Origin of the sequence: Stappia stellulata DSM 5886, assembly GCF_000423705.1 — a bacterium.
GTDB classification, from domain to species: Bacteria; Pseudomonadota; Alphaproteobacteria; order Rhizobiales; family Stappiaceae; genus Stappia; species Stappia stellulata.
Genome location: NZ_KE384082.1, coordinates 271,885 through 291,525, shown reverse-complemented (window position 1 = coordinate 291,525; position 19,641 = coordinate 271,885). Strand labels below are relative to the sequence as shown.

General features: G+C 64.9%; 17 protein-coding genes, 1 tRNA gene and 1 other RNA gene. 6 read left to right on the top strand and 13 right to left on the bottom strand.

The features are described 5' to 3' along the window. Window positions 1-13: 13 nt before the first annotated feature. Both G572_RS0113690 and G572_RS0113685 read right to left on the bottom strand, forming a co-directional pair. Window positions 14-1,657, bottom strand: a complete 1,644-nt coding sequence (locus tag G572_RS0113690) for a chloride channel protein (RefSeq protein ID WP_037546869.1) — start codon at window positions 1,655-1,657, stop codon at window positions 14-16. A gap of 34 nt (window positions 1,658-1,691) precedes the next feature. Continuing rightward, window positions 1,692-2,186, bottom strand: coding sequence for a thioesterase family protein (locus G572_RS0113685; protein ID WP_029058962.1), 495 nt, complete (start codon window positions 2,184-2,186; stop codon window positions 1,692-1,694). A 198-nt stretch (window positions 2,187-2,384) separates the two neighbouring features. Here G572_RS0113685 and G572_RS0113680 point away from each other — a divergent pair, with 198 nt between their 5' ends. Then, on the top strand, window positions 2,385-3,800 hold the full coding sequence (locus G572_RS0113680; RefSeq protein ID WP_029058961.1) for an FAD-binding oxidoreductase: 1,416 nt from the start codon (window positions 2,385-2,387) through the stop codon (window positions 3,798-3,800). Between the two features lie 43 nt (window positions 3,801-3,843). Then, window positions 3,844-7,740, top strand: coding sequence for an AsmA family protein (locus G572_RS23865; RefSeq protein WP_342664769.1), 3,897 nt, complete (start codon window positions 3,844-3,846; stop codon window positions 7,738-7,740). 48 nt (window positions 7,741-7,788) lie between these two features. Here the strand turns inward: G572_RS23865 and G572_RS25980 are convergent, their stop codons facing one another. The 4 genes from G572_RS25980 to ssrA form a co-directional block, all read right to left on the bottom strand. Next, a complete protein-coding gene (locus G572_RS25980; RefSeq protein ID WP_029058960.1) occupies window positions 7,789-8,028 on the bottom strand; it encodes a ribbon-helix-helix domain-containing protein in 240 nt (79 codons plus the stop codon). Window positions 8,029-8,071: 43 nt separating this feature from the next. After that, window positions 8,072-8,332: a DUF4169 family protein gene (locus G572_RS23860; protein ID WP_037546865.1), complete on the bottom strand. Its 261-nt coding sequence runs from the start codon at window positions 8,330-8,332 to the stop codon at window positions 8,072-8,074. Window positions 8,333-8,354: 22 nt separating this feature from the next. Beyond that, the gene (locus tag G572_RS0113660; RefSeq protein WP_029058959.1) at window positions 8,355-8,969 is read right to left on the bottom strand and encodes an SspB family protein; all 615 of its coding nucleotides are present in this window, start codon (window positions 8,967-8,969) and stop codon (window positions 8,355-8,357) included. 186 nt (window positions 8,970-9,155) lie between these two features. Continuing rightward, window positions 9,156-9,523: a transfer-messenger RNA gene (gene ssrA / locus G572_RS25975) on the bottom strand. Window positions 9,524-9,636: 113 nt separating this feature from the next. Here ssrA and G572_RS0113655 point away from each other — a divergent pair. Further along, on the top strand, window positions 9,637-10,137 hold the full coding sequence (locus G572_RS0113655) for a YHS domain-containing (seleno)protein (RefSeq protein ID WP_029058958.1): 501 nt from the start codon (window positions 9,637-9,639) through the stop codon (window positions 10,135-10,137). Between the two features lie 152 nt (window positions 10,138-10,289). Continuing rightward, on the top strand, window positions 10,290-11,084 hold the full coding sequence (locus G572_RS0113650; RefSeq protein WP_029058957.1) for a thymidylate synthase: 795 nt from the start codon (window positions 10,290-10,292) through the stop codon (window positions 11,082-11,084). 116 nt (window positions 11,085-11,200) lie between these two features. Here the strand turns inward: G572_RS0113650 and G572_RS0113645 are convergent, their stop codons facing one another. The 6 genes from G572_RS0113645 to G572_RS0113620 all read right to left on the bottom strand — a co-directional run bounded on the left by G572_RS0113645 (window position 11,201) and on the right by G572_RS0113620 (window position 15,940). Then, window positions 11,201-12,472 (bottom strand): adenylate/guanylate cyclase domain-containing protein, encoded by a 1,272-nt coding sequence (locus tag G572_RS0113645; protein WP_029058956.1) that lies wholly within the window; start codon window positions 12,470-12,472, stop codon window positions 11,201-11,203. A gap of 48 nt (window positions 12,473-12,520) precedes the next feature. Next, complete coding sequence (locus tag G572_RS0113640; protein WP_029058955.1) at window positions 12,521-13,282, bottom strand: ABC transporter permease; 762 nt, start codon at window positions 13,280-13,282, stop codon at window positions 12,521-12,523. Beyond that, entirely contained in the window at window positions 13,279-14,205 is a 927-nt protein-coding gene (locus G572_RS0113635) for an ABC transporter ATP-binding protein (protein WP_029058954.1), read from the bottom strand. Before G572_RS0113635 ends, G572_RS0113640 begins: the two co-directional genes overlap by 4 nt. Window positions 14,206-14,353: 148 nt before the next feature. Further along, a complete protein-coding gene (locus G572_RS0113630) occupies window positions 14,354-14,743 on the bottom strand; it encodes a hypothetical protein (RefSeq protein WP_029058953.1) in 390 nt (129 codons plus the stop codon). Window positions 14,744-14,883: 140 nt separating this feature from the next. Continuing rightward, the gene (locus G572_RS0113625; RefSeq protein WP_037546863.1) at window positions 14,884-15,474 is read right to left on the bottom strand and encodes an OmpA family protein; all 591 of its coding nucleotides are present in this window, start codon (window positions 15,472-15,474) and stop codon (window positions 14,884-14,886) included. Between the two features lie 40 nt (window positions 15,475-15,514). Further along, entirely contained in the window at window positions 15,515-15,940 is a 426-nt protein-coding gene (locus G572_RS0113620) for a cysteine rich repeat-containing protein (protein WP_037546860.1), read from the bottom strand. 175 nt (window positions 15,941-16,115) lie between these two features. Between G572_RS0113620 and speB the strand changes: the two genes are divergently transcribed. After that, window positions 16,116-17,087: an agmatinase gene (speB, locus tag G572_RS0113615; protein WP_029058950.1), complete on the top strand. Its 972-nt coding sequence runs from the start codon at window positions 16,116-16,118 to the stop codon at window positions 17,085-17,087. 87 nt (window positions 17,088-17,174) lie between these two features. On the opposite strand, the gene G572_RS0113610 is transcribed toward speB, so the two are convergent. Next, window positions 17,175-17,250: transfer RNA gene (locus G572_RS0113610), tRNA-Lys, on the bottom strand. 603 nt (window positions 17,251-17,853) lie between these two features. Here G572_RS0113610 and G572_RS0113605 point away from each other — a divergent pair. Continuing rightward, window positions 17,854-19,620, top strand: coding sequence for an acetolactate synthase 3 large subunit (locus G572_RS0113605; protein WP_029058949.1), 1,767 nt, complete (start codon window positions 17,854-17,856; stop codon window positions 19,618-19,620). Window positions 19,621-19,641 lie beyond the last annotated feature (21 nt).

Here is a 19,641-nt window from a genome sequence, read left to right as displayed (position 1 = left end):
GCGGGGCGCCCGCTCAGCGGTGTTCCTCGACCTGGTTGTTGATCAGTTCGGCATTGAAGAAGCGCAGCGCCCGCACATGAGTTGCGTGGCCGATCACCCGTGTCGCATCGGCCCCGTCCACCACCGGCAGTCGGTTTCGGCCGCTGTCGTCGAAAACCTTCAGCGCGGTTTCCAGCGTATCCGTCAGATGAAGGTAGGGCTCGCCGGCTGCCGGATCGAATTCGCCCGGCTCCGCATCCTCCGCCAGCCGCTCCACGAAGTCGGAGACATGAACGATACGCACCAGCCATTTGTGGGCGCCCTCGTGCAGCATCACCCCGCGCATCTCCAGTTGCCAGTGGAAGTAGGAGCGCCCGTGAACGGCCTGGGTCAGGCCCGTCGCGATCGAGACCGTGATCAGCAGGGCGATGGACAGCGCATAGCCGCCCGTCAGCTCGAAGACGATCATCGTGGTTGAAAACGGCGCGCCGAGAACGGCGGCCGCCACCGCGCCCATGCCGAGGATCGCATAGAGCCCGTGCGAGGAGGCAAGCTCGGGAAAGACGGCGGCGGCGATCAGGCCGAAGGCACCGCCGCACATCGCTCCGAGATAGAGCGCGGGGGAGAAGATGCCGCCGCCGAAACGCGAGGCGAGCGTGATGGAGGTCGCCGCGGTCTTGGCCACCAGAAGGATCAGCAACGTCGTCAGCGGAAGCTGGTGCTTCAGCGCCGCGTCGGTCGCCTCGTAGCCGACGCCCAGGACCTCGGGATAGGCGATGGCAATCGCGCCGACTGCGAATCCGCCGAGCGTCGGGCGGAGCCACAGCGGCATGGGGATGTTGCGCGCGACCCAGTCGGAGCCGATCAGCGCGAACTGGAAGAGAACGGCAACGGCGGCACAGGTGAGGCCGAGAAGCGCGAAGGCGGGAACCTCCAAAAGCGAGGTGATCTGGTACTGCGGGATGACGAAGGCGACGACATCGCCGAACCAGGCCTGCGCCATCAGCGTGCCAAGCACCGAGGCGATGACGATGGGCACAAAGGCGGTCAGCGCATAATGGCCGAGAATGACCTCATGGGCGAAAAGCACGCCGGCGATGGGGGCGTTGAAGGAGGCGGAGACGGCGCTTGCCACGCCGCAGGCGAGCAACATGCGCCGGGCCGCATCCGGAAGCCGGAACGTCTGGCAAAGCGCGGTGCCGATGGTCGCGCCGAGATGCACGACCGGTCCCTCGCGACCCGCGCTGGCGCCGCTGCCAAGCGAGAGCGCGGTGACGAAGGCGGAGGAAAGCCCGGGCCACAGCGCAAGGCCGCGTCCTCCTTGCGCGCGCGCCTCGATCACGTCGGCAACGCCCCCGGCGCGCTGTTTCGGCTGGATGAAGGTCAGGTAGAGGCCGACGAGGAAGCCGCCCGCCGCCGGTGCGATCAGGACCATCCACCATGGCACTCCGGCCACGGCCGAGACCACCGTTTCCGCCGAGGAGCCAAGCCATGTCCACTGGATGGCGCCGATGGCGAGGCGAAACAGGATCGCGGCGGCGGCCGTGAGCACGCCGATCACGATCGCCAGCGCCCAGACCAGCGGAAGGCGCGTCGTGCGGAACAACCGGATGTTCGGCTCGATCCAGCGCACGGCGATCACCGGCAGGCGTTTTACTATCGTTGGCAGGCGGATCATGGATCGGGATCCGTTTGCGCCGGGCGGTCCCGCCCTAGCGTTTTGTGATCGAAATCCGGCGGCCGGCGCGCTCCGGGCGGCCGAGCACCGCATGGGCTTGTTTCATCCGCTCCAGTTTCTCGCGAACATCGTCGGGCCAGGGTGCGACCTTGCGAGCGCCCATGTCGACATGCAGCGAGACCTGTTCCGAGGTCGCGGACAGGAATCCTTCCTCGGCATGATAGAGTTCCTGATAGAGATGCGCCCGTTTCTCGTCGAAATCAACGAGTTGAACGGTGGCATACACCGGAGAATGCTCTTCCAGCTCGCGCAGGTAGCAAAGATGGACCTCGGCGGTGAAGAAGGAGGCGTTGCGGCTCGCGACATACTCCGGCCCGAGACCGAGACTGATGAAAGCCTCGTCGATGCAGGTGTCGAACAGGACGTTGTAATAGGCCATGTTGAGGTGGCCGTTGTAGTCGAGCCACTCGCTCTTGACCGTTTGCAGCGAGCCCTTGAAGGGGGCACCCTGCGGGGAGGCGGTTGTCATGGTCCTGCTCTTTCGTTCGGGGTGAATGGGAAACGGCGCAAAAGGCAGGCCGATGCTCGGAAGTCTTTGGCCGGGATGGCCGTTTTTGCTAGTGTGCGCCAAACCTAGTCCGAGGGTGCGCGCGAAGGCAAATCCCGCCGCTGCACACTCGCCGTTCCATTGGGAAACGGTAAGAAGCCAAGGGATCTGGAGACGTCGATGACGCTTGCCTCGATGCAAATGCCGGTGGAGCGAAACGAGAAGGGAATCGGCGTCGCGCTGCAAGTGCTTGCGCAGCGCTTCGGCGAGCGGTTTTCCGCAGCCGCCGCCGTGCGTGAGCAGCATGCGCATACGACGACCTGGCTGCCCAACCAGGCGCCGGACGCCGTCATCTTCGCCCATTCCACCGAGGAGGTTGCCGAGGCCGTGCGCATTTGCGCCGAGCACAAGGTGCCGGTGATCGCCTTCGGCACGGGGTCGTCGCTGGAAGGCCATGTCAACGCGCCGGCGGGCGGCGTGTGCATTGACATGTCGCAGATGGACCAGGTGCTCCAGGTGAACGCCGAGGATCTCGATTGCACGGTTCAGGCCGGCGTCACCCGTACACGGCTCAACGAGCATCTGCGCGATACCGGGCTTTTCTTTCCCATCGATCCGGGTGCGGATGCGAGCCTTGGCGGCATGGCCGCGACACGCGCGTCGGGCACCAACGCGGTGCGCTACGGCACGATGAAGGACACGGTGATGGCGCTGACGGCCGTGATGGCCGATGGCACCGTCGTTCACACCGGCGGGCGGGCGCGCAAGTCGTCGGCCGGCTACGATCTGACGCGTCTGCTCGTCGGCTCGGAAGGGACGCTCGGCATCATCACCGAGGTGACGCTCAGGCTTCATGGCATTCCCGAGGCGGTGTCGGGGGGCGTGTGCCCGTTCCCCGATCTGGAGAGCGCCTGCAACGCCGTGATCATGACCATCCAGTGCGGCCTGCCGGTGGCGCGCATCGAGTTGCTCGACGCCATGCAGGTCCGGGCCTGCAACGCCTATTCCAAGCTTGACCTCGCCGAGACGCCGACGCTCTTCGTGGAGTTTCACGGCACGCCGGCCGGCGTGCGCGAACAAAGCGAGCTCTTCGGCGAGATTGCCCGCGACAGCGGCGGTGGCGACTTCGTCTGGGCGACACAGGCGGAAGACCGCACCAAGCTGTGGAAGGCCCGCCACGATGCCTATTGGGCGGCGATGGGCTTGCGGCCCGGCGCCAAGGGGGTGTCGACCGATGTCTGCGTGCCGATCTCCAGGCTCGCCGAATGCATCGGCGAAACCAACAGCGATATCGAGCGCCTTGGCCTGACGGCGCCTCTGGTCGGTCATGTCGGCGACGGAAATTTCCACGTTCTGGTTCTCGTCGACACCGACAATCCGAAGGAAATCGAGACGACGGAAGACTTCATCGAACGGCTGAACTGGCGCGCCATCGAGATGGGCGGCACCTGCACCGGCGAACACGGCGTGGGGCAGGGTAAGATGAAATATCTGGCGCGCGAGCATGGCGCGGGCCTCGGCGTGATGCGCGCCATCAAGACGGCACTCGATCCCGACAATATTCTCAACCCCGGCAAGATCGTGCCGGCGGCGTGAGCGCGATGGGGATTTCCACGCGCATGATTGAGGGAGAAGGCTTCTGAATTCGATCTACATTACGATCGGCCTGAGCGTGATCGCGGTGCTTCTCGCCGCGCTCATCGGCCCGTTCTTCGTCGACTGGACCGCCTATCGCAGCACCTTCGAGGAGTACGGCGAACGCCTGCTCGGTCACCGTGTCGCGGTGATGGGCGATGCGGAGATGCGCCTGCTGCCGACCCCGACGCTGACCTTCTCGGACGTGCGCGTCGGCGAACCGGAGGATCCGCTGCTCGCCGTGTCGCGCTTTGGCGTGCGCATCGAACTGCCGCCACTTCTGAAGGGCGAGGTCAGGATCATCGACATGACGCTCGACGAACCGTCGCTGCGGCTCTCGCTCGACGAAGAGGGCCGTCTCGACTGGTTCACGGGCCTCAATCGCGATGGCTATCTGCGCGATGTCGACCCGGATCTGGTGATGCTGGAACGCGCGACCATTCGCGACGGACGGGTGACCGTGATCGATGCGCGCAGCGGGCAAAGCCACGTCCTCGACGATATCGACCTGCTGGTCGGCGCGCGCTCGCTGCTGGGACCCTACAAGCTCGACGGAATGGTGAGCCACAAGGGCCGGCGCGCGACCGTGGTGCTGGCGACCGGACGGCGCGATGCCGAGGGCGCGTTGCGGCTCAGGGCCGGGATCACGCCGGTTTCCGTCCCCGTCGACCTCGTGATGGACGGGAAGGTCTCGCTGGAAGAGGGGCGGCCCGCCTATGAAGGCGCCTATACGCTGAACTCCGTCATGACCGAGGAAACAGTGGCACCGCGCTGGGTCAGCGAAGGGACATTCGCGCTCGATGTTGCCCGGCTCGTTCTGTCGAAGGCGACCCTGCGCTACGGTCCCGAAGACCGTCCGGTCACGCTGGAAGGCGGTCTGGAGGTTGCCTTTTCCACGCCGGCCCGTTTCGACTTCACCGGCGCGGCCAAACAGATCGATCTCGACCGGATCGCCGGCCGCGGGCCGCAAGACCCGCTTTCGCCGGGCGAGGCGGGCGGCCTGCTGCTGACCGCGCTGCAGGGATTGCCGCATCCGCCGATCGACGGGCGGATCGCGCTCGACGTGCCCGCCGTTGTGGCCGGCGGCGGGTTGGTTCAGGACGTGCGGCTTGAAGCCGAGCGTCTGGCGAGCGGCTGGCGGCTGACCGAGGTCTCGGGGCAAATGCCCGGCCGAAGCCCGTTTCTCGTGCGCGGCGATCTGGAACTTCGCCCGCGCGCGGGGTTTAGGGGCGACTTCGCGGCGTCTGTCGCCCAGCCCAATGTCTTCGCCGACTGGTGGCGGCAGGGCATCGTGCTCGATGCCGTCGTCGATCCCTTTGCACTGGAAAGCCGGATCGAGGCATCGCCCGCCGGGCTGGCGCTCACCGATCTCGTGTTCGAACTTGCCGGTGAGCAGGGACGCGGGGCGATCAGTTATCGTGAGCCGCGCAGCGGGCCGCCGGTCTTCGAAGCCGATCTCGATGCCGATCTGCTGGATGCCGATCAGGCGGCGTTGCTGGCGCGGCTTTTCCTCGGCGGTGACAAGGGCATTTTCGAAAACCTGGGCAAGAGCGCAACCCAGGTGGCGCTCAGGCTTTTTGCACAAAAGCTGAAAGTGCGCGATCTCGTCGCCTCGTCGATTGCGCTGCGCGCGTCCTACGAGGGCGATACGCTTGCCATCGAGGATCTGACGGTGGCCGACCTTGCCGGTGCGCGGCTCGGCGCAAGCGGGCGGATCACAGATCTGTCCACCGCTCCGGCAGGCGCCATGCAGCTGACGGTCGATGCCGACCGGCTGGGCGGTGTCGCGACGCTTCTGGAAACCGTGCTGCCGAACGCCGACACGCTCGCGCTCTTCACCGACCGGCCGGAGCTCTTCGCGCCAGCCAGGCTCGATGTCGCGTTCCAGGGCGAGGCGGCGGGTGGCAATGCGAAAGCCGGCACACAGGCGACCGTTACCGTGTCGGGCACCGCGGGCGGCACCGCGGTCGATGTCGGCCTCGGCCTGCGCGGACGCATGGACGCGTGGCGCGATGCCGATCTGGATTTCGAGGCCGGCTTCACTGCCGCGGATGGCGGCGACTTGCTGCGCCAGTTGGGCCTGACCGTCCTTCCCGTTTCGCAGCTCGGCGAGGCGCGGATCGAGCTGGGCGGCGCGGGCATCGCGCAGCAGGGGCTCGACGGCTACGCACGGCTTTATCTGGACGATGCGTCGCTGGTCGGCGTCGGCACGTTGCGCCTGCCCGACGGCGCACCGGCAGGTTACGACGCGGATCTTCGCGCCAAGGCGCCGGATCTCCTGCCGCTTACCCTTGTGACGGGGCGCCTCCCGTCGTTGTCGAGTTCCGTCGGGGATGTCGATCTGGTGGCGACACTGGAGGGAGAGGGCGACGCCTTTTCGCTGCGCGGCCTGTCCGGACGGGTCGCCGGCACCGAGGTGGACGCCGATCTTGAGGTCGATCTCCGGCGCAACGTTTCCAACCTGCTGCCGCAGCTGCGCGGGACCGCAGCGCTTTCCGTGCTCGATCCGGCAGCGCTCGGCGACCTTCTGCTTGGCGCCGACCAGTTGACGGTTGCCGGAAGCGGTGCGGAGTGGCCGGCGATTGCCTTCGGTCCACCGGTCGTGACGGGCGTGGATATCGCGCTCGACGTGACCGCCGCACGCATGCCGCTTGCCGGAGGTCTCGAGGCCAGCGACATGAGCGGGACGCTGGGTCTGAAGGAACACTCTCTGACGCTGGACGTGGCGGAGGCGGGCCTTGCCGGCGGGCGGCTTTCGGGTGCTTTCGCCCTCAAGCGTACCGGCGGGCAGGCCGGGCTCACGGCGTCGCTGCGTGTCGAGGACGGTGCGCTCGGCGATTTCATCTGGCGTCGCAACGCCCGTCCGGTGGCTACGGGACGGATGAACCTGTCGCTCGATCTGGAGGGCACGGGGCGCTCGCTGGCCGGGATCGTGTCGGGTCTGTCCGGCGGAGCGACCGTGTCCATCCGCGACGGTGAAATCCGGGGCGTCAATCCTCAGGCCTTCGATCTGGTGATCCGCGCGGCCGATGCCGGACTGGAACTGGATGACGAGGCCATTCGCGCGGCCTTCGAAAGCTATCTGGACGCGGGACGGCTGCCCTTTGCCGCGCTTGAGGCGGGCGCGACCGTTGCCGGCGGCGTGGTGCGAGTAAGCAATGTGACGCTCGACAATGCCCGCGCCACCGTCTTCGGCAATGCCCAGATCGATCTCGATGCGCGGACGATCGACAGCGATTTCTCGCTCAAGGTCGATCCAGGCGCGGAGGCGGTTACCGGCGCGGAGCCCGAGGTCGGGCTGGTGTTTTCCGGTGCGCTCGCCGATCCCGGGCGGACGATCGATATCGCACCCTTCACCGCCTTCCTGACCCTGCGCGCCTTCGAACGCGAGGTGCGCCGCATCGAGGAGCTACAGGCGGAAATCGATGCGCGCGAAAGCGCCATGGAAGAGCGCACCTTGCAGCTGCAACGCGAAAAGCGCCGGGAAGATGCCAAGAAGCGGCTTGAGGGCGATCCGGAACCGGCTGCGCCCCAACCCCGGCCCGAGGTCCGGGACGAGGCGGCGGCGTCTCCGCGGGAACCCGCGATCGATTCTCCCGCGAGCCCGGGCGTCACGGCACCGACCGCCCCGCGCGCTCCGGCGGTCGCGCGCCCATCCGCGCCATCGGCACCGGCGATGCCGAGGAGCCGGGAGGCGCAGTCCGAACCGGGTCGGGCGGGAGCGCCGTCTGGCGACACCGGCTTCGGCGACAGGATTCGCTCGGCTCTGGAACAGATCGACGCGACAGGGCAGGTGGCGCCGTCTGAAACGGAACCGGGTGACTCGCAAACGGGCGAGCCCTTGCGCCTGTTGCCCCCGCTCGATCCGCCGGTCTTCATCGACGTCACGCCGGACCGCTAGGGCGGGCCCACGCCCCGAAGCGCGTGGACGCGGTTTCGAACCGCGTCGTCACGACATCGCGCCGCCGTTTCTGTAGAAGGCAAGGGCCGCCACACGCAGGGCCGAGGAAAGGGCAGGCGCATCGCTTACCGGATCGAGGTGTCGCGCATCGTCAATGCCGGCGACTAGGGTCGGCAGGCTCACGCCATCGCGCGCGGCCATGGCGTCCAGCGCCTCCCAGAACTCAGGTTCGAGCGCCAGGCTGGTCCGGTGTCCGTGCAGGGTGAGGGAGCGTTTTACCAGTCGCACGAGATTTCCCCGCCGCGCGAGGCGCAGGCTGCGGCGGCAACGCTCATGCGTCGGTGTCCGCGTCCGGTGTGTCTGTCAGGGGCGCGCGCGCGCAATTCCCGCGCTCTTCGTCTCCGGCCGCCTCGGCCTTGCGCAAATGCGCATCGATCCGGCGCTCGGTGCGTTCGGCTTCCGACTTGCTGCGGTCGCGCTCGGCTTTCGTGCGACCGAAGACCACACGATTTTCAGCCGCGCGCGTTTCCTTGTCCCGCCGTTTGCGGGTCTTGCGGGCCTTGCGCAGATTGATGATGTCGCCGCCGGTCATCGCCGTGCCCGCTCAAGCCCGGTCAGGGCTTCTTGCGAAAGGCGTCGAGCGACACGACGTCGGCGCTCGCCGCATCGTCGTCCTTGGTCTTGTCGGCATCGTCGGCGCTGGCGTCTGCAGTCTTTTCGGCCGGCTTCCGGCCCTTGGCCTTGTCGGTTTTCGACTTGGCGGGCTTTGGGGCGTCGCCGGACAGCGCATCGTCGATTTCCGACAGCGTGGCTTCCGCCCGCTCCTGGTCGCGCGCGGCATCGACGAGTTCGTCGGGAAGCTCTTCCGCTGTCTTGCCCGGTTCGAACTCCAGCGCAAACTGCACGGACGGGTCGAAGAACCCCTTGATCGAGGAAAACGGGACGAACAGTTTTTCGGGAATGCCGCCGAACGACAGGCCGACCTCGAACGCATGGTCGGTCACGGTCAGGTCCCAGAACTGGTGTTGAAGCACCACCGTCATCTCGGTCGGATAGCGTTCGTGCAGGCGCGGGGAGATGCGTACCCCCGGCGCGTTGGTGTCGAAGGCGATGTAGAAATGGTGCTCGCCCGGCAGCCCGATGCGGACCACCTCGGTCAGGATCTTGCGAACGGCGCCGCGAAGCGCGTCCTGAATGACGATGTCGTAGCGGATCAGGTCTTCGGCCATTTTTTTTGCAACTGCCGGTCTTTGGAATCACTCTGGCGCCCAACATGGCCTGTGGCGGGCGAGATGAAAAGGCTTCCAGGCCGCCTTGCGCCATTCTTTTGCGCCGTCGCCGCAAGAGGGATGTCCCGAAGGCGTTCAGGACACGGGAAACCGCGCTTTCCGACGTCAAAAGTCAGGCGAAAAAGAAGTGGAGGCTTCTGTTGCCAGGTGCCTCCGGACCCCGCCTGAAGGTGCTAACCAGCAGGACTTAGTGGACTACCGGCACTGCATTACGCAGCGACAGCGTTGTCCATAGCATAGTTGTCATTTGCAACTATTGAGACGGCCCGATAACGGCGGAACCATGCCGGACGAAAGAAAAGCCTTTACACCCTCGTCGATCCTATTTCGCCCCCCCGAAGCCCGCCTGTTCCGCTTTCGCGAGACGGGCTTGGGTGGAGGCGCCGGGTACCGCCCCCGGGTCCGATAGGCTTATTACGCAGTCCGTTTATCGTCATAGTCAGCTTGCGCCGACAGGACACAATATAGGCAGTCCCCTTGCGGATGAAAAGGGGTCTGTCTCGCGCGCTTGTGAGTGGGTGTCATTGGCGCGGCGGATTGGGCCGGCGTAGTCTGTGGCGAGTGGGGGCTTTGCACCGATTATCGCGTTCACCGAGGAGCGGCAGCCATGGCAGGTTTGTCCAGACGTCGAATTCTGATTGCAGGTGCCGTGCTGGCCGGGGGGGCGACAGCCGCCGGATTTGGTGCGGCGCGCGCCGGGTGGTTCGGGTTTGGCGACACCGATACCGGCCCGGTCTTCACCGGGATCGTCGATGGCGTGGCCGTCGGCGGCTACGATCCGGTCGCCTATTTCACGCAAGGCAAGCCCGTGGAAGGATCGCGCGACTTCACCGCGACCCACCGCGGCGCCGAATGGCGCTTCGCCAGCGCCGCCAACCGCGAGGCCTTTCTGGCCGAGCCGGAAAAATACGCCCCGGCCTATGGCGGTTACTGTTCCTGGGCGATCGCGCAAGGCAAGCTCGCCAAGGGTGATCCGCAGAACTGGGACATCGTCGAGGGGCGGCTTTATCTCAATTACAACGACGATATCCAGGCGCGCTGGAAGGCGGATGTCCCGGGGTTCATCGCCACGGCGAACGGAAACTGGCCGGATCTCGCCGAGAAATAGACTGCGCACGTGCCTTTGCCGACGCGCACGCGGTGGATTGCGGGTGAAACGCGGCCCGGCTTCCTGCCGCGCCTCTTGCGCGCTTGTCGTTGGCGCAGTCGCGCGCGACACTCCGGTCTCAGACGAATCGACCTTCGGACGGGACGGGCAAGGTGCGCCAGTATCACGACCTCATGCAGCGGATCCTCGACGAGGGGACGACGAAGACCGACCGAACGGGCACGGGTACGCTGTCCGTCTTCGGCCATCAGATGCGCTTCGACCTCGCGGACGGCTTTCCGATGGTCACGACCAAGAAGCTTCATCTGAAGTCCATCGTCCATGAACTCCTGTGGTTCCTCGCCGGCGACACCAACATCGCCTACCTGAAGGAAAACGGCGTTCGTATCTGGGACGAATGGGCCGACGAGAACGGCGACCTCGGCCCGGTCTACGGTTATCAGTGGCGCTCGTGGCCCGCGCCCGACGGCGGCTCGGTCGACCAGATCGCCAAGCTCATAGACATGATCCGCAAAACGCCGGACAGCCGCCGGTTGATGGTGTCGGCCTGGAACCCGGCGCTCGTCGACGAGATGGCGCTGCCGCCGTGCCATGCGCTGTTCCAGTTCTATGTCGCCGACGGAAAGCTCTCCTGCCAGCTCTACCAGCGTTCGGCGGACGTGTTTCTCGGCGTGCCGTTCAACATCGCCTCCTATGCGCTGTTGACGATGATGGTGGCGCAGGTGACGGGGTATCAGCCGGGAGACTTCGTGCATTCCTTCGGCGATGCGCATCTCTACCTGAACCATCTGGACCAGGCCCGCGAGCAGCTCTCGCGCGCGCCGCGCGCCCTGCCGACGATGACGCTGAACCCGGATGTGAAAGACCTCTTCGCCTTCCGCTTCGAGGACTTTGCCCTCACCGGTTACGATCCGTACCCGCATATCAAGGCAGCGGTTGCCGTTTGAACCGCTGCGAGCAGAGCGGTCGCATTCCGGTCACGCCTCTTTCGGTACGTGAGGCCCGGTCCGCGTCTTTCGGTGCGTGAGGCCCGGTCACGCCTCTATCTGTGCGTGAGGCCCGGTCACGCCTCCTTCGGCGCATAAAGCGCGACCGCGTCGCTCACGCCGCGCAACGGATGCGGACCCATCGCCTCAAGCGGTGTCGTGACCAGCCGCGCGACAGCCTCGGACAGAAGAATCGGACGGCCCAGTGTCTTGGTAAGGTTCTCGATACGGCTTGCCGTGTTCACCGCGCGCCCGATCACCGTAAAGTCGAGCCGTTCCACGCCTCCGATATTGCCGAAGAACACACGGCCCTCGTGCAGGCCGATCCCGCTTCGAAGCGGTGGAAGGGACTTTCCGCCGTCGGTCCGGGAAAGCGCATCGACCGCTGCGAGCGCGGCGCGCGCGGCGTGAAGCGCGGCGTCGGCAGCGGATTCGGGGCTTTCGAAACGGTCGTAGGAAAAGACCGCAAGCAGGCCGTCGCCGATGAATTTCAGGACCTCCCCGTTGGCGTTCGAAATCGCTTCCACAACAGCGCCGAAATAGGAATTCAGGCTGCTGATCACGATGCCCGGATCGAGGCGGTCGGTCATGTCGGTGAAGCCGCGCAGGTCCGATACCCAGACGACGGCGTCGATCGGGACCCCGTCGCCGCGCCGGATGGAGCCGTCGAGCACCCGTTCTCCGGCCGCGCGACCGAGGTAGGTCGTCACCACATTGGCGGCGAGCTTTTCGGCGATGTAGCGTTCGACGTGAAGAGCGAAGATCCGCAAGGCACCGATGAAGCGGTCGGCGCTTTCTGCCGGAAAGCCTTCCGGTCGTTTGGTGGCGACGGTCATGGCATTGTGATAGCGCCCGCCTGTTCTCAGGGGCATTGCGACATATTCGCTGAAGCCGGCCCTCGCCAGCTCGGCCACCAGCGGATGACGCGCGACCGCGCGCGCGTCGGACATGCGGGTGCGCACCGTCTCGCCATGCTCGATCACCTGGTAGAGCGGGTTCTTGCGATAGGCGTCGGAGGCAAGCGTTTCCTGCGCCACCTTGATCTCGTCGCACAGCCGGTCGTTTCGCTCCCAATTGAAGCCGAAGCCGTAAAGCTGCGGGTGCAGCGTCCCGATGTGGAGGCTCGCGCGATCGAGCGGAAGGCCGGCATCGATCAGCCGCCAGACGAAATCCTCGAACAGATAGAGGAGATCGCTCTGGTCGAGCGCTGCGGTGAGCAGCCAGTCCTCGATGTCATCTCGAAAGCCGTTGGGTGGCGGCGCATCGGCGTAGCGACGGGAGCGACGCACCAGGGTCACGGAGGCTGCATAGGTGCGGCCCGAGGAGGTCGCCCGCTCGTCGCTTGTCATGCCCCCCTCCCTTGACGTCGCCGTCGTTCGCGCGCCGTGGCAACGCGCCTATGCCCTCAGGCGCCAGCCGGTCTTGAAGATCCAGCTGATCACGGCAAGACAGATCACCAGGAACAGGAACGTCATGAAGACGCTCAGCCCGATGCTCACGTCCGCCTGGCCGTAGAAGCTCCAGCGGAAGCCGCTGATCAGATAGACCACCGGATTGAACAGCGTGACCGTCTGCCAGAAGGGTGGCAGCATGTTGATCGAATAGAAGCTCCCGCCCAGGAACGCGAGCGGCGTGACCACCAGCAGCGGCACGAACTGCAGCTTTTCGAAATTGTCGGCCCAGATGCCGAGAATGAAGCCCAGAAGCGCGAAAGTGACCGCCGTCAGGATCAGGAACAGCAGCATCCAGACCGGGTGCTGGATGTCGAGCGGCACGAACAGATGGGCCGTTGCCAGGATGATCAGGCCGACCAACAAGGATTTCGTCGCCGCCGCGCCGACATAGGCGATGACGATCTCCAGATAGGAGATGGGCGCCGACAAGACCTCGTAGATCGTGCCGGTGAAGCGCGGGAAGTAGATCCCGAAGGAGGCGTTGCTGACGCTTTGGGTGAGCAGCGACAGCATGATCAGCCCGGGCACGATGAAGGCGCCGTAGCTGACGCCGTCGACCTCGTCGATGCGCGAGCCGATGGCCGCGCCGAAGACGACGAAGTAGAGCGATGTGGACAGGACCGGCGAGACGATGCTCTGGAACAGCGTGCGGCCGGTGCGCGCCATCTCGAAACGGTAGATGGCCTTGATGGCGTGGAAATTCATGACGGGGCCTTCACGAGATTGACGAAGATGTCCTCAAGCGAGCTTTGTCGCGTCTGCAGGTCGCGGAAGCGGATACCGGCGGCATGCAGATCCTTCAGGAGCGTGGTGATGCCGGTGCGTTCGGCCTGGGTGTCATAGGTGTAGACCAGGGTTTCGCCGTTTTGGCCGAGTTCCAGACCGCGTTCTGCAAGCGTCTCGGGGACAGCCTCCAGCGGCTCGGAAAGATGCAGGATGAGCTGCTTGCGACCAAGCTTGCGCATCAGCTCGATCTTGTCCTCCACCAGGATGATCTCGCCGCCGTTAATGACGCCGACGCGGTCGGCCAGATCCTCCGCCTCCTCGATGTAGTGGGTTGTCAGGATGATGGTGACGCCGGTCTCCTGCAGGCGCCGGACGACCCGCCACATGTCGCGGCGCAGCTCCACGTCGACGCCGGCGGTCGGCTCATCGAGGAAAAGCAGGCGCGGCTCATGGGCAAGAGCCTTGGCGATCAGCACCCGGCGTTTCATCCCCCCGGACAGGGTGATCAGCTTGTTGTTGCGCTTGTCCCACAGCGACAGGTCCTTCAGCACCTTTTCCACGATCGCGTGGTTCTTCGGCTTGCCGAACAGGCCTCGGCTGAAGTTCACCGTCGCCCAGACGGTCTCGAAGGAATCGGTGGTCAGTTCCTGTGGCACGAGGCCGATCTCGGCACGGGCGGCACGGAAATCGCGGGCAATGTCATGGCCGTCGACAGTGACGGTGCCGCCACTGGCGTTGACGATGCCGCAGATGATGCTGATCAGGGTCGTCTTGCCGGCGCCATTGGGGCCGAGCAGCGCGAAGAGCTCGCCGCGTTTGATCTCGAGATCGATGCCCTTCAGGGCATGGAACCCGGTGTCATAGGTCTTTGAAAGATTGGAGATCTTCAGGATCGGAGACATCAATGGGTCTTTGCTTGCTGGAAACCTGGACGGGGAGGCCGCATCACGACAGAGGGCGCGTCCCCGATCACCGGAAAACGTGTGCGGAGCATATAGGGATGCGCCGGCGCTTCAACCATCGTGTGGCAGGAGGGGAGGCGGGCGCCCTTCAGTGAATGCCACCGAACCAGCGGTCCGCGCTTGCGCGTTCACGCAGTTGCTCCCGGCGCGCGTCCTCGATCCATCGGATGGGTTTCAGTTTTGCGGTCACGCATCCGGTCGGCAAGGAGCCGCTGGCGGTTCTCAGCGGCACAATGAGGCGTTCGCAGGGAAGTTCCATCTGCCGACCCGCGAGGTCTCGCGTTGTCACGGACATGATGTCGAGACTGGGGATGCCGGCGATCGCCGCGCGATAGCCCAATGCCGCGCTGCGCTCCAGATCCGTGTCGGGCGTGTGTTCCTCGACAATTGCCGCGCGCGCCCAGGCCGCACCGAAACACCCGGCGACGAAGGACTGCGGTCCAACCGCCAGCAGGTCCGGAAGGCCTTGATATCGCATTGCACTATGCCGCGATCCAGCGCCGCAGGCTGAGGGGCATCACCTCGTTCACGGTTTCGCCTTTCGGGGGGCGGGGGTGGCACTCAGTCACCCGCCCAACCGGGGCCGGTCAAGGCGGCCCCGGTTGATTGTGCGACGGGTCAGAAACCGACGTTGATCAGCTGAACGCGCCGGTTGATCGCGCCGTCCGGGTTGGACGGGTCGCGCAACTGCTCTTCGCCAAGGCCGATGGCCTCCAGCTGTTCGGGGGGGACGAAGAAGGTCGTCACCAGCGCCTCGCGGATCGCATCGGCCCGGCGTTGCGAGAGCTTCAGGTTGTACTCGCGTTTTCCCTTGGCATCGGTGTGGCCGACGACAAAGAAAATCTGCCCCCAGAGATAAGGCGTGTGCAGGGCATCGGCGATCACGCCGATGGTCTCATAGGATTCCGGCCGGATCCGGTCGGAATCGAAATCGAAGGTGATCTCGACGTTGAACTGGCGCAGCCTTGCAAGTTGCGCGGAGATCGGCAGCGACGTGGTCGCATTGTCGCCGGGAAACTGATGAATGTTCTGCAGCGCCTGGGCACGAACATCGGCGGCATTGATTTCCGCCTTGTTCTGGGCGCCCTGCAGGCTGTTGACGATCTCGTTGCGCGACAATTGGGTCTGCGCCTGCACGTCGCTTGCTGCAAAGGAAAGGGCCAGCGGCAGGGCAACAAGCGAGGCCGAAAGAACTCGGGAGATTTTCAAAACGCGTCCTCCAAAGGGGTGCGATCGATCGGGGAAAGGTTCAGCGGTAACCGGCATCGTCGATGGCCTGGTTGCACGCGGCCCTGACCGAGGGTTCGGCCTTCAACAGGCAGCGCAGAACGTGCCCCTTGCCCGGCTGAACGCCACTGCAAAGCTGGCGGATGTCCCGATCGCAGATATTCATCACGACCGATTGCGCGGCAAGTCGGGTCTGCAGGGAAACGTAGACGCCTGCATAATCCGCCTTGCAACGGGGAGAAATGCGCGCCTCATTCTCGGCAAGGCACTTCTGGATGCGTCCGTTGCCGATGTTGGCGGACTTGCAATACTTCTGGATATCCTCGCCGCAACTCGAACTCAGGATCTTGATGGCATCGGCAAAACCGATGGTCTGGGCTTGTGCGCCCTGCGTGTGGATCAGGGTACCGGCCAGTAAAAAAATGGCCGCCCAAAGTGATTTTGACATTCGTGTCCTCCCGGGGATGCCTTTTGCCGCCCATCGGCGAAAAGCTCCGAATTGTCATCTTATTCCAAAGGCATGAAAGTTCCACATTGATACTTGTCACAGGAAACGCGCGTGCGTTGCGAGCGTCCGCCGATCCTGACAGGATGCCGCGTCGCAAAAGGGGAGACGGGAACAAATGAGCGGACATTCCAACCAGACGGGCCGGCTGAACCTCCCCTTCGTCGGGATCGCGACCTTCGGCAAGCGTCCCTATTGCGAGGACTGGTCGCGAATCGACGCCGATGTTGCGGTGCTTGGAGCGCCCTTCGATTTCGGCACGCAGTTTCGCCCCGGCGCGCGTTTCGGGCCGCGCGCCATCCGCGAGGCGTCGACGTTGTTTTCCTTCGGTCATGCGGGGGCCTATGACCACGAAGACGACGTGACCTATCTGCCCGAGAGCGTTCGGATCGTGGATCTCGGCGACGCCGACATCGTGCATACCGACACGGTGGCGAGCCATGCCAATATCGCGGCCGGCGTGCGCGCAATGCTGGAGGCGGGGGCTTTTCCGGTGGTGCTTGGCGGCGACCATTCGGTGAACATCCCCTGCATCGATGCCTTTGAAGGGCACGGGCCGATCCATATTCTGCAAATCGATGCGCATCTCGATTTCGTCGACGAGCGCCACGGCGTGCGCAACGGTCACGGCAATCCGATGCGTCGCGCCGCGGAGAAGGACTATGTGACCGGGCTGACCCAGGTCGGCATCCGCAACGTGTCTTCCACGACGCGGGACGGCTATGAGGCGGCGCGCGGTTTCGGCTCGGACATCCTGTCGGTGCGCCAGATGCGCAAGCTCGGGCCGGAGGGCGTGATCGCACGGATCCCGGACGGCGCGCGCGTCTATGTCACGCTCGACATCGACGGGTTTTGTCCCTCGATCGCGCCGGGAACGGGAACGCCCAGCCACGGCGGCTTTCTCTACTACGAGGTGCTGGAGATGTTGCAGGCGCTCAGCCGTCGCCACGAGGTGGTCGGCATCGACCTGGTGGAAGTGGCGCCGGACTACGACCAGACAGGCTCGACCGCGACCCTCGCGGCGCAGATCCTGCTGAATTTTCTGGGGTTCGTGTTTCACGCGCGAAGCCAGGGGCAGGTGCCCGGCTGACGGCAGGAGCGTGCATCGCAACGGCTTGCTCACGGCGCAGTGAACGCGCCTTGCGAAGGAAGTCTTGTCATTTCAAGGAGAAGAGAGTGGTGGGTGCACGGGGATTCGAACCCAGGACCGGCTGATTAAGAGTCAGCTGCTCTACCAACTGAGCTATACACCCACGGCCAATGCGGCCACACGGCGGGAGCGGCAATGGCCCGCGCCGTGGAGTGGGTATATACAAAGCCCTGCGGGGCGTTGCAAGAGGGTTTTCGCGTTTCGCGCCGCCTGACTTGCGAAGCTGGGGATATTCCGGCCGCATGCAGACTGGCGGCCGGCCGGGAGGAGGCGGGCGCATCTGCCGAAATGGCCGTGAGAAGCCGGATGGCTGCAACATTCGACAAGTTTTACCGTTCCAATGCGAAATTTCCTGACATAGCGCTTGACCCCTTGGGAGGGCGCGTCTAGTTTGCGCGGCGTCGGGTGACGGTTGTGCGCGCGGGATGTAAGTCCCGACGGACGGACCGGACGAGACACCGGCAAAACGGGAGTGATACGAATGATGGGCTTCACGCTCATTCTTGTAGGCGGGGCGCGCGCGAACGGGACGAGGTAACACTCGCCTCCCGACGAACCAGCGCGCACAAGGCCTCCTCGGGGGCCTTTTTTATTGCCTGAAGGTCGTATCCGGATTGTTCGCCGCACTGACGGCGGGCCCGTTGCGCCAGAACAGAACGATGACATGTGTCGAGACAGCAAGCTGCGATAATCGAGGAAAACGACAATGAAGCGCGAGATGACCGGCGCCGAGATGGTGCTCCAGGCACTCAAGGATCAGGGGGTCCAGCATGTGTTCGGCTACCCCGGTGGTGCCGTGCTTCCGATTTACGACGAAATTATCCAGCAGGATGACGTAGCGCATGTTCTCGTGCGTCACGAGCAGGGCGCCGGCCACGCGGCCGAAGGCTATGCCCGCTCAACCGGCAAGCCCGGCGTCGTGCTCGTTACCTCCGGTCCCGGTGCGACCAACATGGTCACGGCGCTGACCGATGCGATGCTCGATTCGATCCCGATGGTCTGCATCACCGGTCAGGTCCCGACGCATCTGATCGGCAACGATGCCTTCCAGGAATGCGACACCGTCGGCATCACCCGGCCCTGCACCAAGCACAACTGGCTGGTGCGCGACATCAAGGACCTGCCGCGCATCCTGCATGAGGCCTTCTATGTCGCGACAGCCGGGCGGCCTGGCCCGGTCGTCGTCGATATCCCCAAGGACGTGCAGTTCGCCACCGGCACCTACGAGGCGCCCGGAACCGTCGCGCACAAGAGCTACCGCCCGCGCGTGAAGGGCGACATGGACGCGATCCGCAGCGCCATCGAGCTTCTCGCGCGGGCGCGCCGGCCGATCCTCTATACCGGCGGCGGCGTGATCAATTCCGGCACCGCGGCGTGCCACCTGCTGCGCGAATTCGCCGAGATGACCGGCATTCCGGTGACCTCGACGCTGATGGGCCTTGGCGCCTATCCGGCCTCGGGCAAGGAGTGGCTCGGCATGCTTGGCATGCACGGCACTTATGAAGCCAACATGGCAATGCACGATTGCGACGTCATGGTGAACATCGGTGCGCGCTTCGACGACCGCATCACCGGGCGTCTCGATGCCTTTTCGCCGAACTCGCTGAAGGTGCACATCGACATCGACCCGTCGTCGATCAACAAGACGGTGAAGGTCGATATCCCCATCGTCGGCGATGTCGGTCATGTTCTGGAGGACATGGTGCGGCTCTGGCGCAGCGGCGGCCATTCGCTCAACGCCGAGGGACAGAAGGACTGGTGGGCGCAGATCGACACCTGGCGGGCGCGCAACTCGCTGGCCTATCGTCCGACCGACGACATCATCATGCCGCAATACGCGATCCAGCGGCTCTATGAGCTGACCAAGGACCGGGAGACCTATGTCTCCACCGAGGTCGGCCAGCACCAGATGTGGGCGGCGCAGTTCTACGGGTTTGAATCCCCGAACCGCTGGCTGACGTCCGGCGGTCTCGGGACCATGGGTTACGGCCTTCCGGCGGCCATCGGCGCGCAGGTCGCCCATCCCGATGCGTTGTGCGTCGACATTGCCGGCGACGCCTCGATCCTGATGAACATTCAGGAGATGTCGACAGCGGTCCAGTTCGGTCTGCCGGTCAAGGTGTTCATCCTGAACAACCAGTACATGGGCATGGTGCGGCAGTGGCAGCAGCTCCTGCACGGAAACCGGCTGTCGAACTCCTACATGGAAAGCCTTCCCGACTTCGTGAAGCTGGCGGAAGCCTATGGCGGCCACGGGATCCGGGTGGAGAAGCCCGGCGATCTGGACGGTGCGATCGAGGAAATGATCGCGACGCCGAAGCCGGTGATCTTCGATTGCCGGGTCGCCAGCCTCGCCAATTGCTTCCCGATGATCCCCTCCGGCAAGGCGCACAACGAGATGCTTCTGCCCGACGAGGCCAACGACGAAGCGGTGGCCGCGGCCATTTCCTCCGAAGGCAAGGCGCTGGTCTGACGGCAGCGAGAAGCGGGAACA

Coding starts and splice junctions, on each gene's coding strand:
- G572_RS0113690 (WP_037546869.1), bottom strand. CDS start 1,657: ATGATCCGCCTGCCAACGATAGTAAAACGCCTGCCGGTGATCGCCGTG.
- G572_RS0113685 (WP_029058962.1), bottom strand. CDS start 2,186: ATGACAACCGCCTCCCCGCAGGGTGCCCCCTTCAAGGGCTCGCTGCAA.
- G572_RS0113680 (WP_029058961.1), top strand. CDS start 2,385: ATGACGCTTGCCTCGATGCAAATGCCGGTGGAGCGAAACGAGAAGGGA.
- G572_RS23860 (WP_037546865.1), bottom strand. CDS start 8,332: ATGACCGGCGGCGACATCATCAATCTGCGCAAGGCCCGCAAGACCCGC.
- G572_RS0113660 (WP_029058959.1), bottom strand. CDS start 8,969: ATGGCCGAAGACCTGATCCGCTACGACATCGTCATTCAGGACGCGCTT.
- G572_RS0113655 (WP_029058958.1), top strand. CDS start 9,637: ATGGCAGGTTTGTCCAGACGTCGAATTCTGATTGCAGGTGCCGTGCTG.
- G572_RS0113645 (WP_029058956.1), bottom strand. CDS start 12,472: ATGACAAGCGACGAGCGGGCGACCTCCTCGGGCCGCACCTATGCAGCC.
- G572_RS0113640 (WP_029058955.1), bottom strand. CDS start 13,282: ATGAATTTCCACGCCATCAAGGCCATCTACCGTTTCGAGATGGCGCGC.
- G572_RS0113635 (WP_029058954.1), bottom strand. CDS start 14,205: ATGTCTCCGATCCTGAAGATCTCCAATCTTTCAAAGACCTATGACACC.
- G572_RS0113630 (WP_029058953.1), bottom strand. CDS start 14,743: ATGCGATATCAAGGCCTTCCGGACCTGCTGGCGGTTGGACCGCAGTCC.
- G572_RS0113620 (WP_037546860.1), bottom strand. CDS start 15,940: ATGTCAAAATCACTTTGGGCGGCCATTTTTTTACTGGCCGGTACCCTG.
- speB (WP_029058950.1), top strand. CDS start 16,116: ATGAGCGGACATTCCAACCAGACGGGCCGGCTGAACCTCCCCTTCGTC.
- G572_RS0113605 (WP_029058949.1), top strand. CDS start 17,854: ATGAAGCGCGAGATGACCGGCGCCGAGATGGTGCTCCAGGCACTCAAG.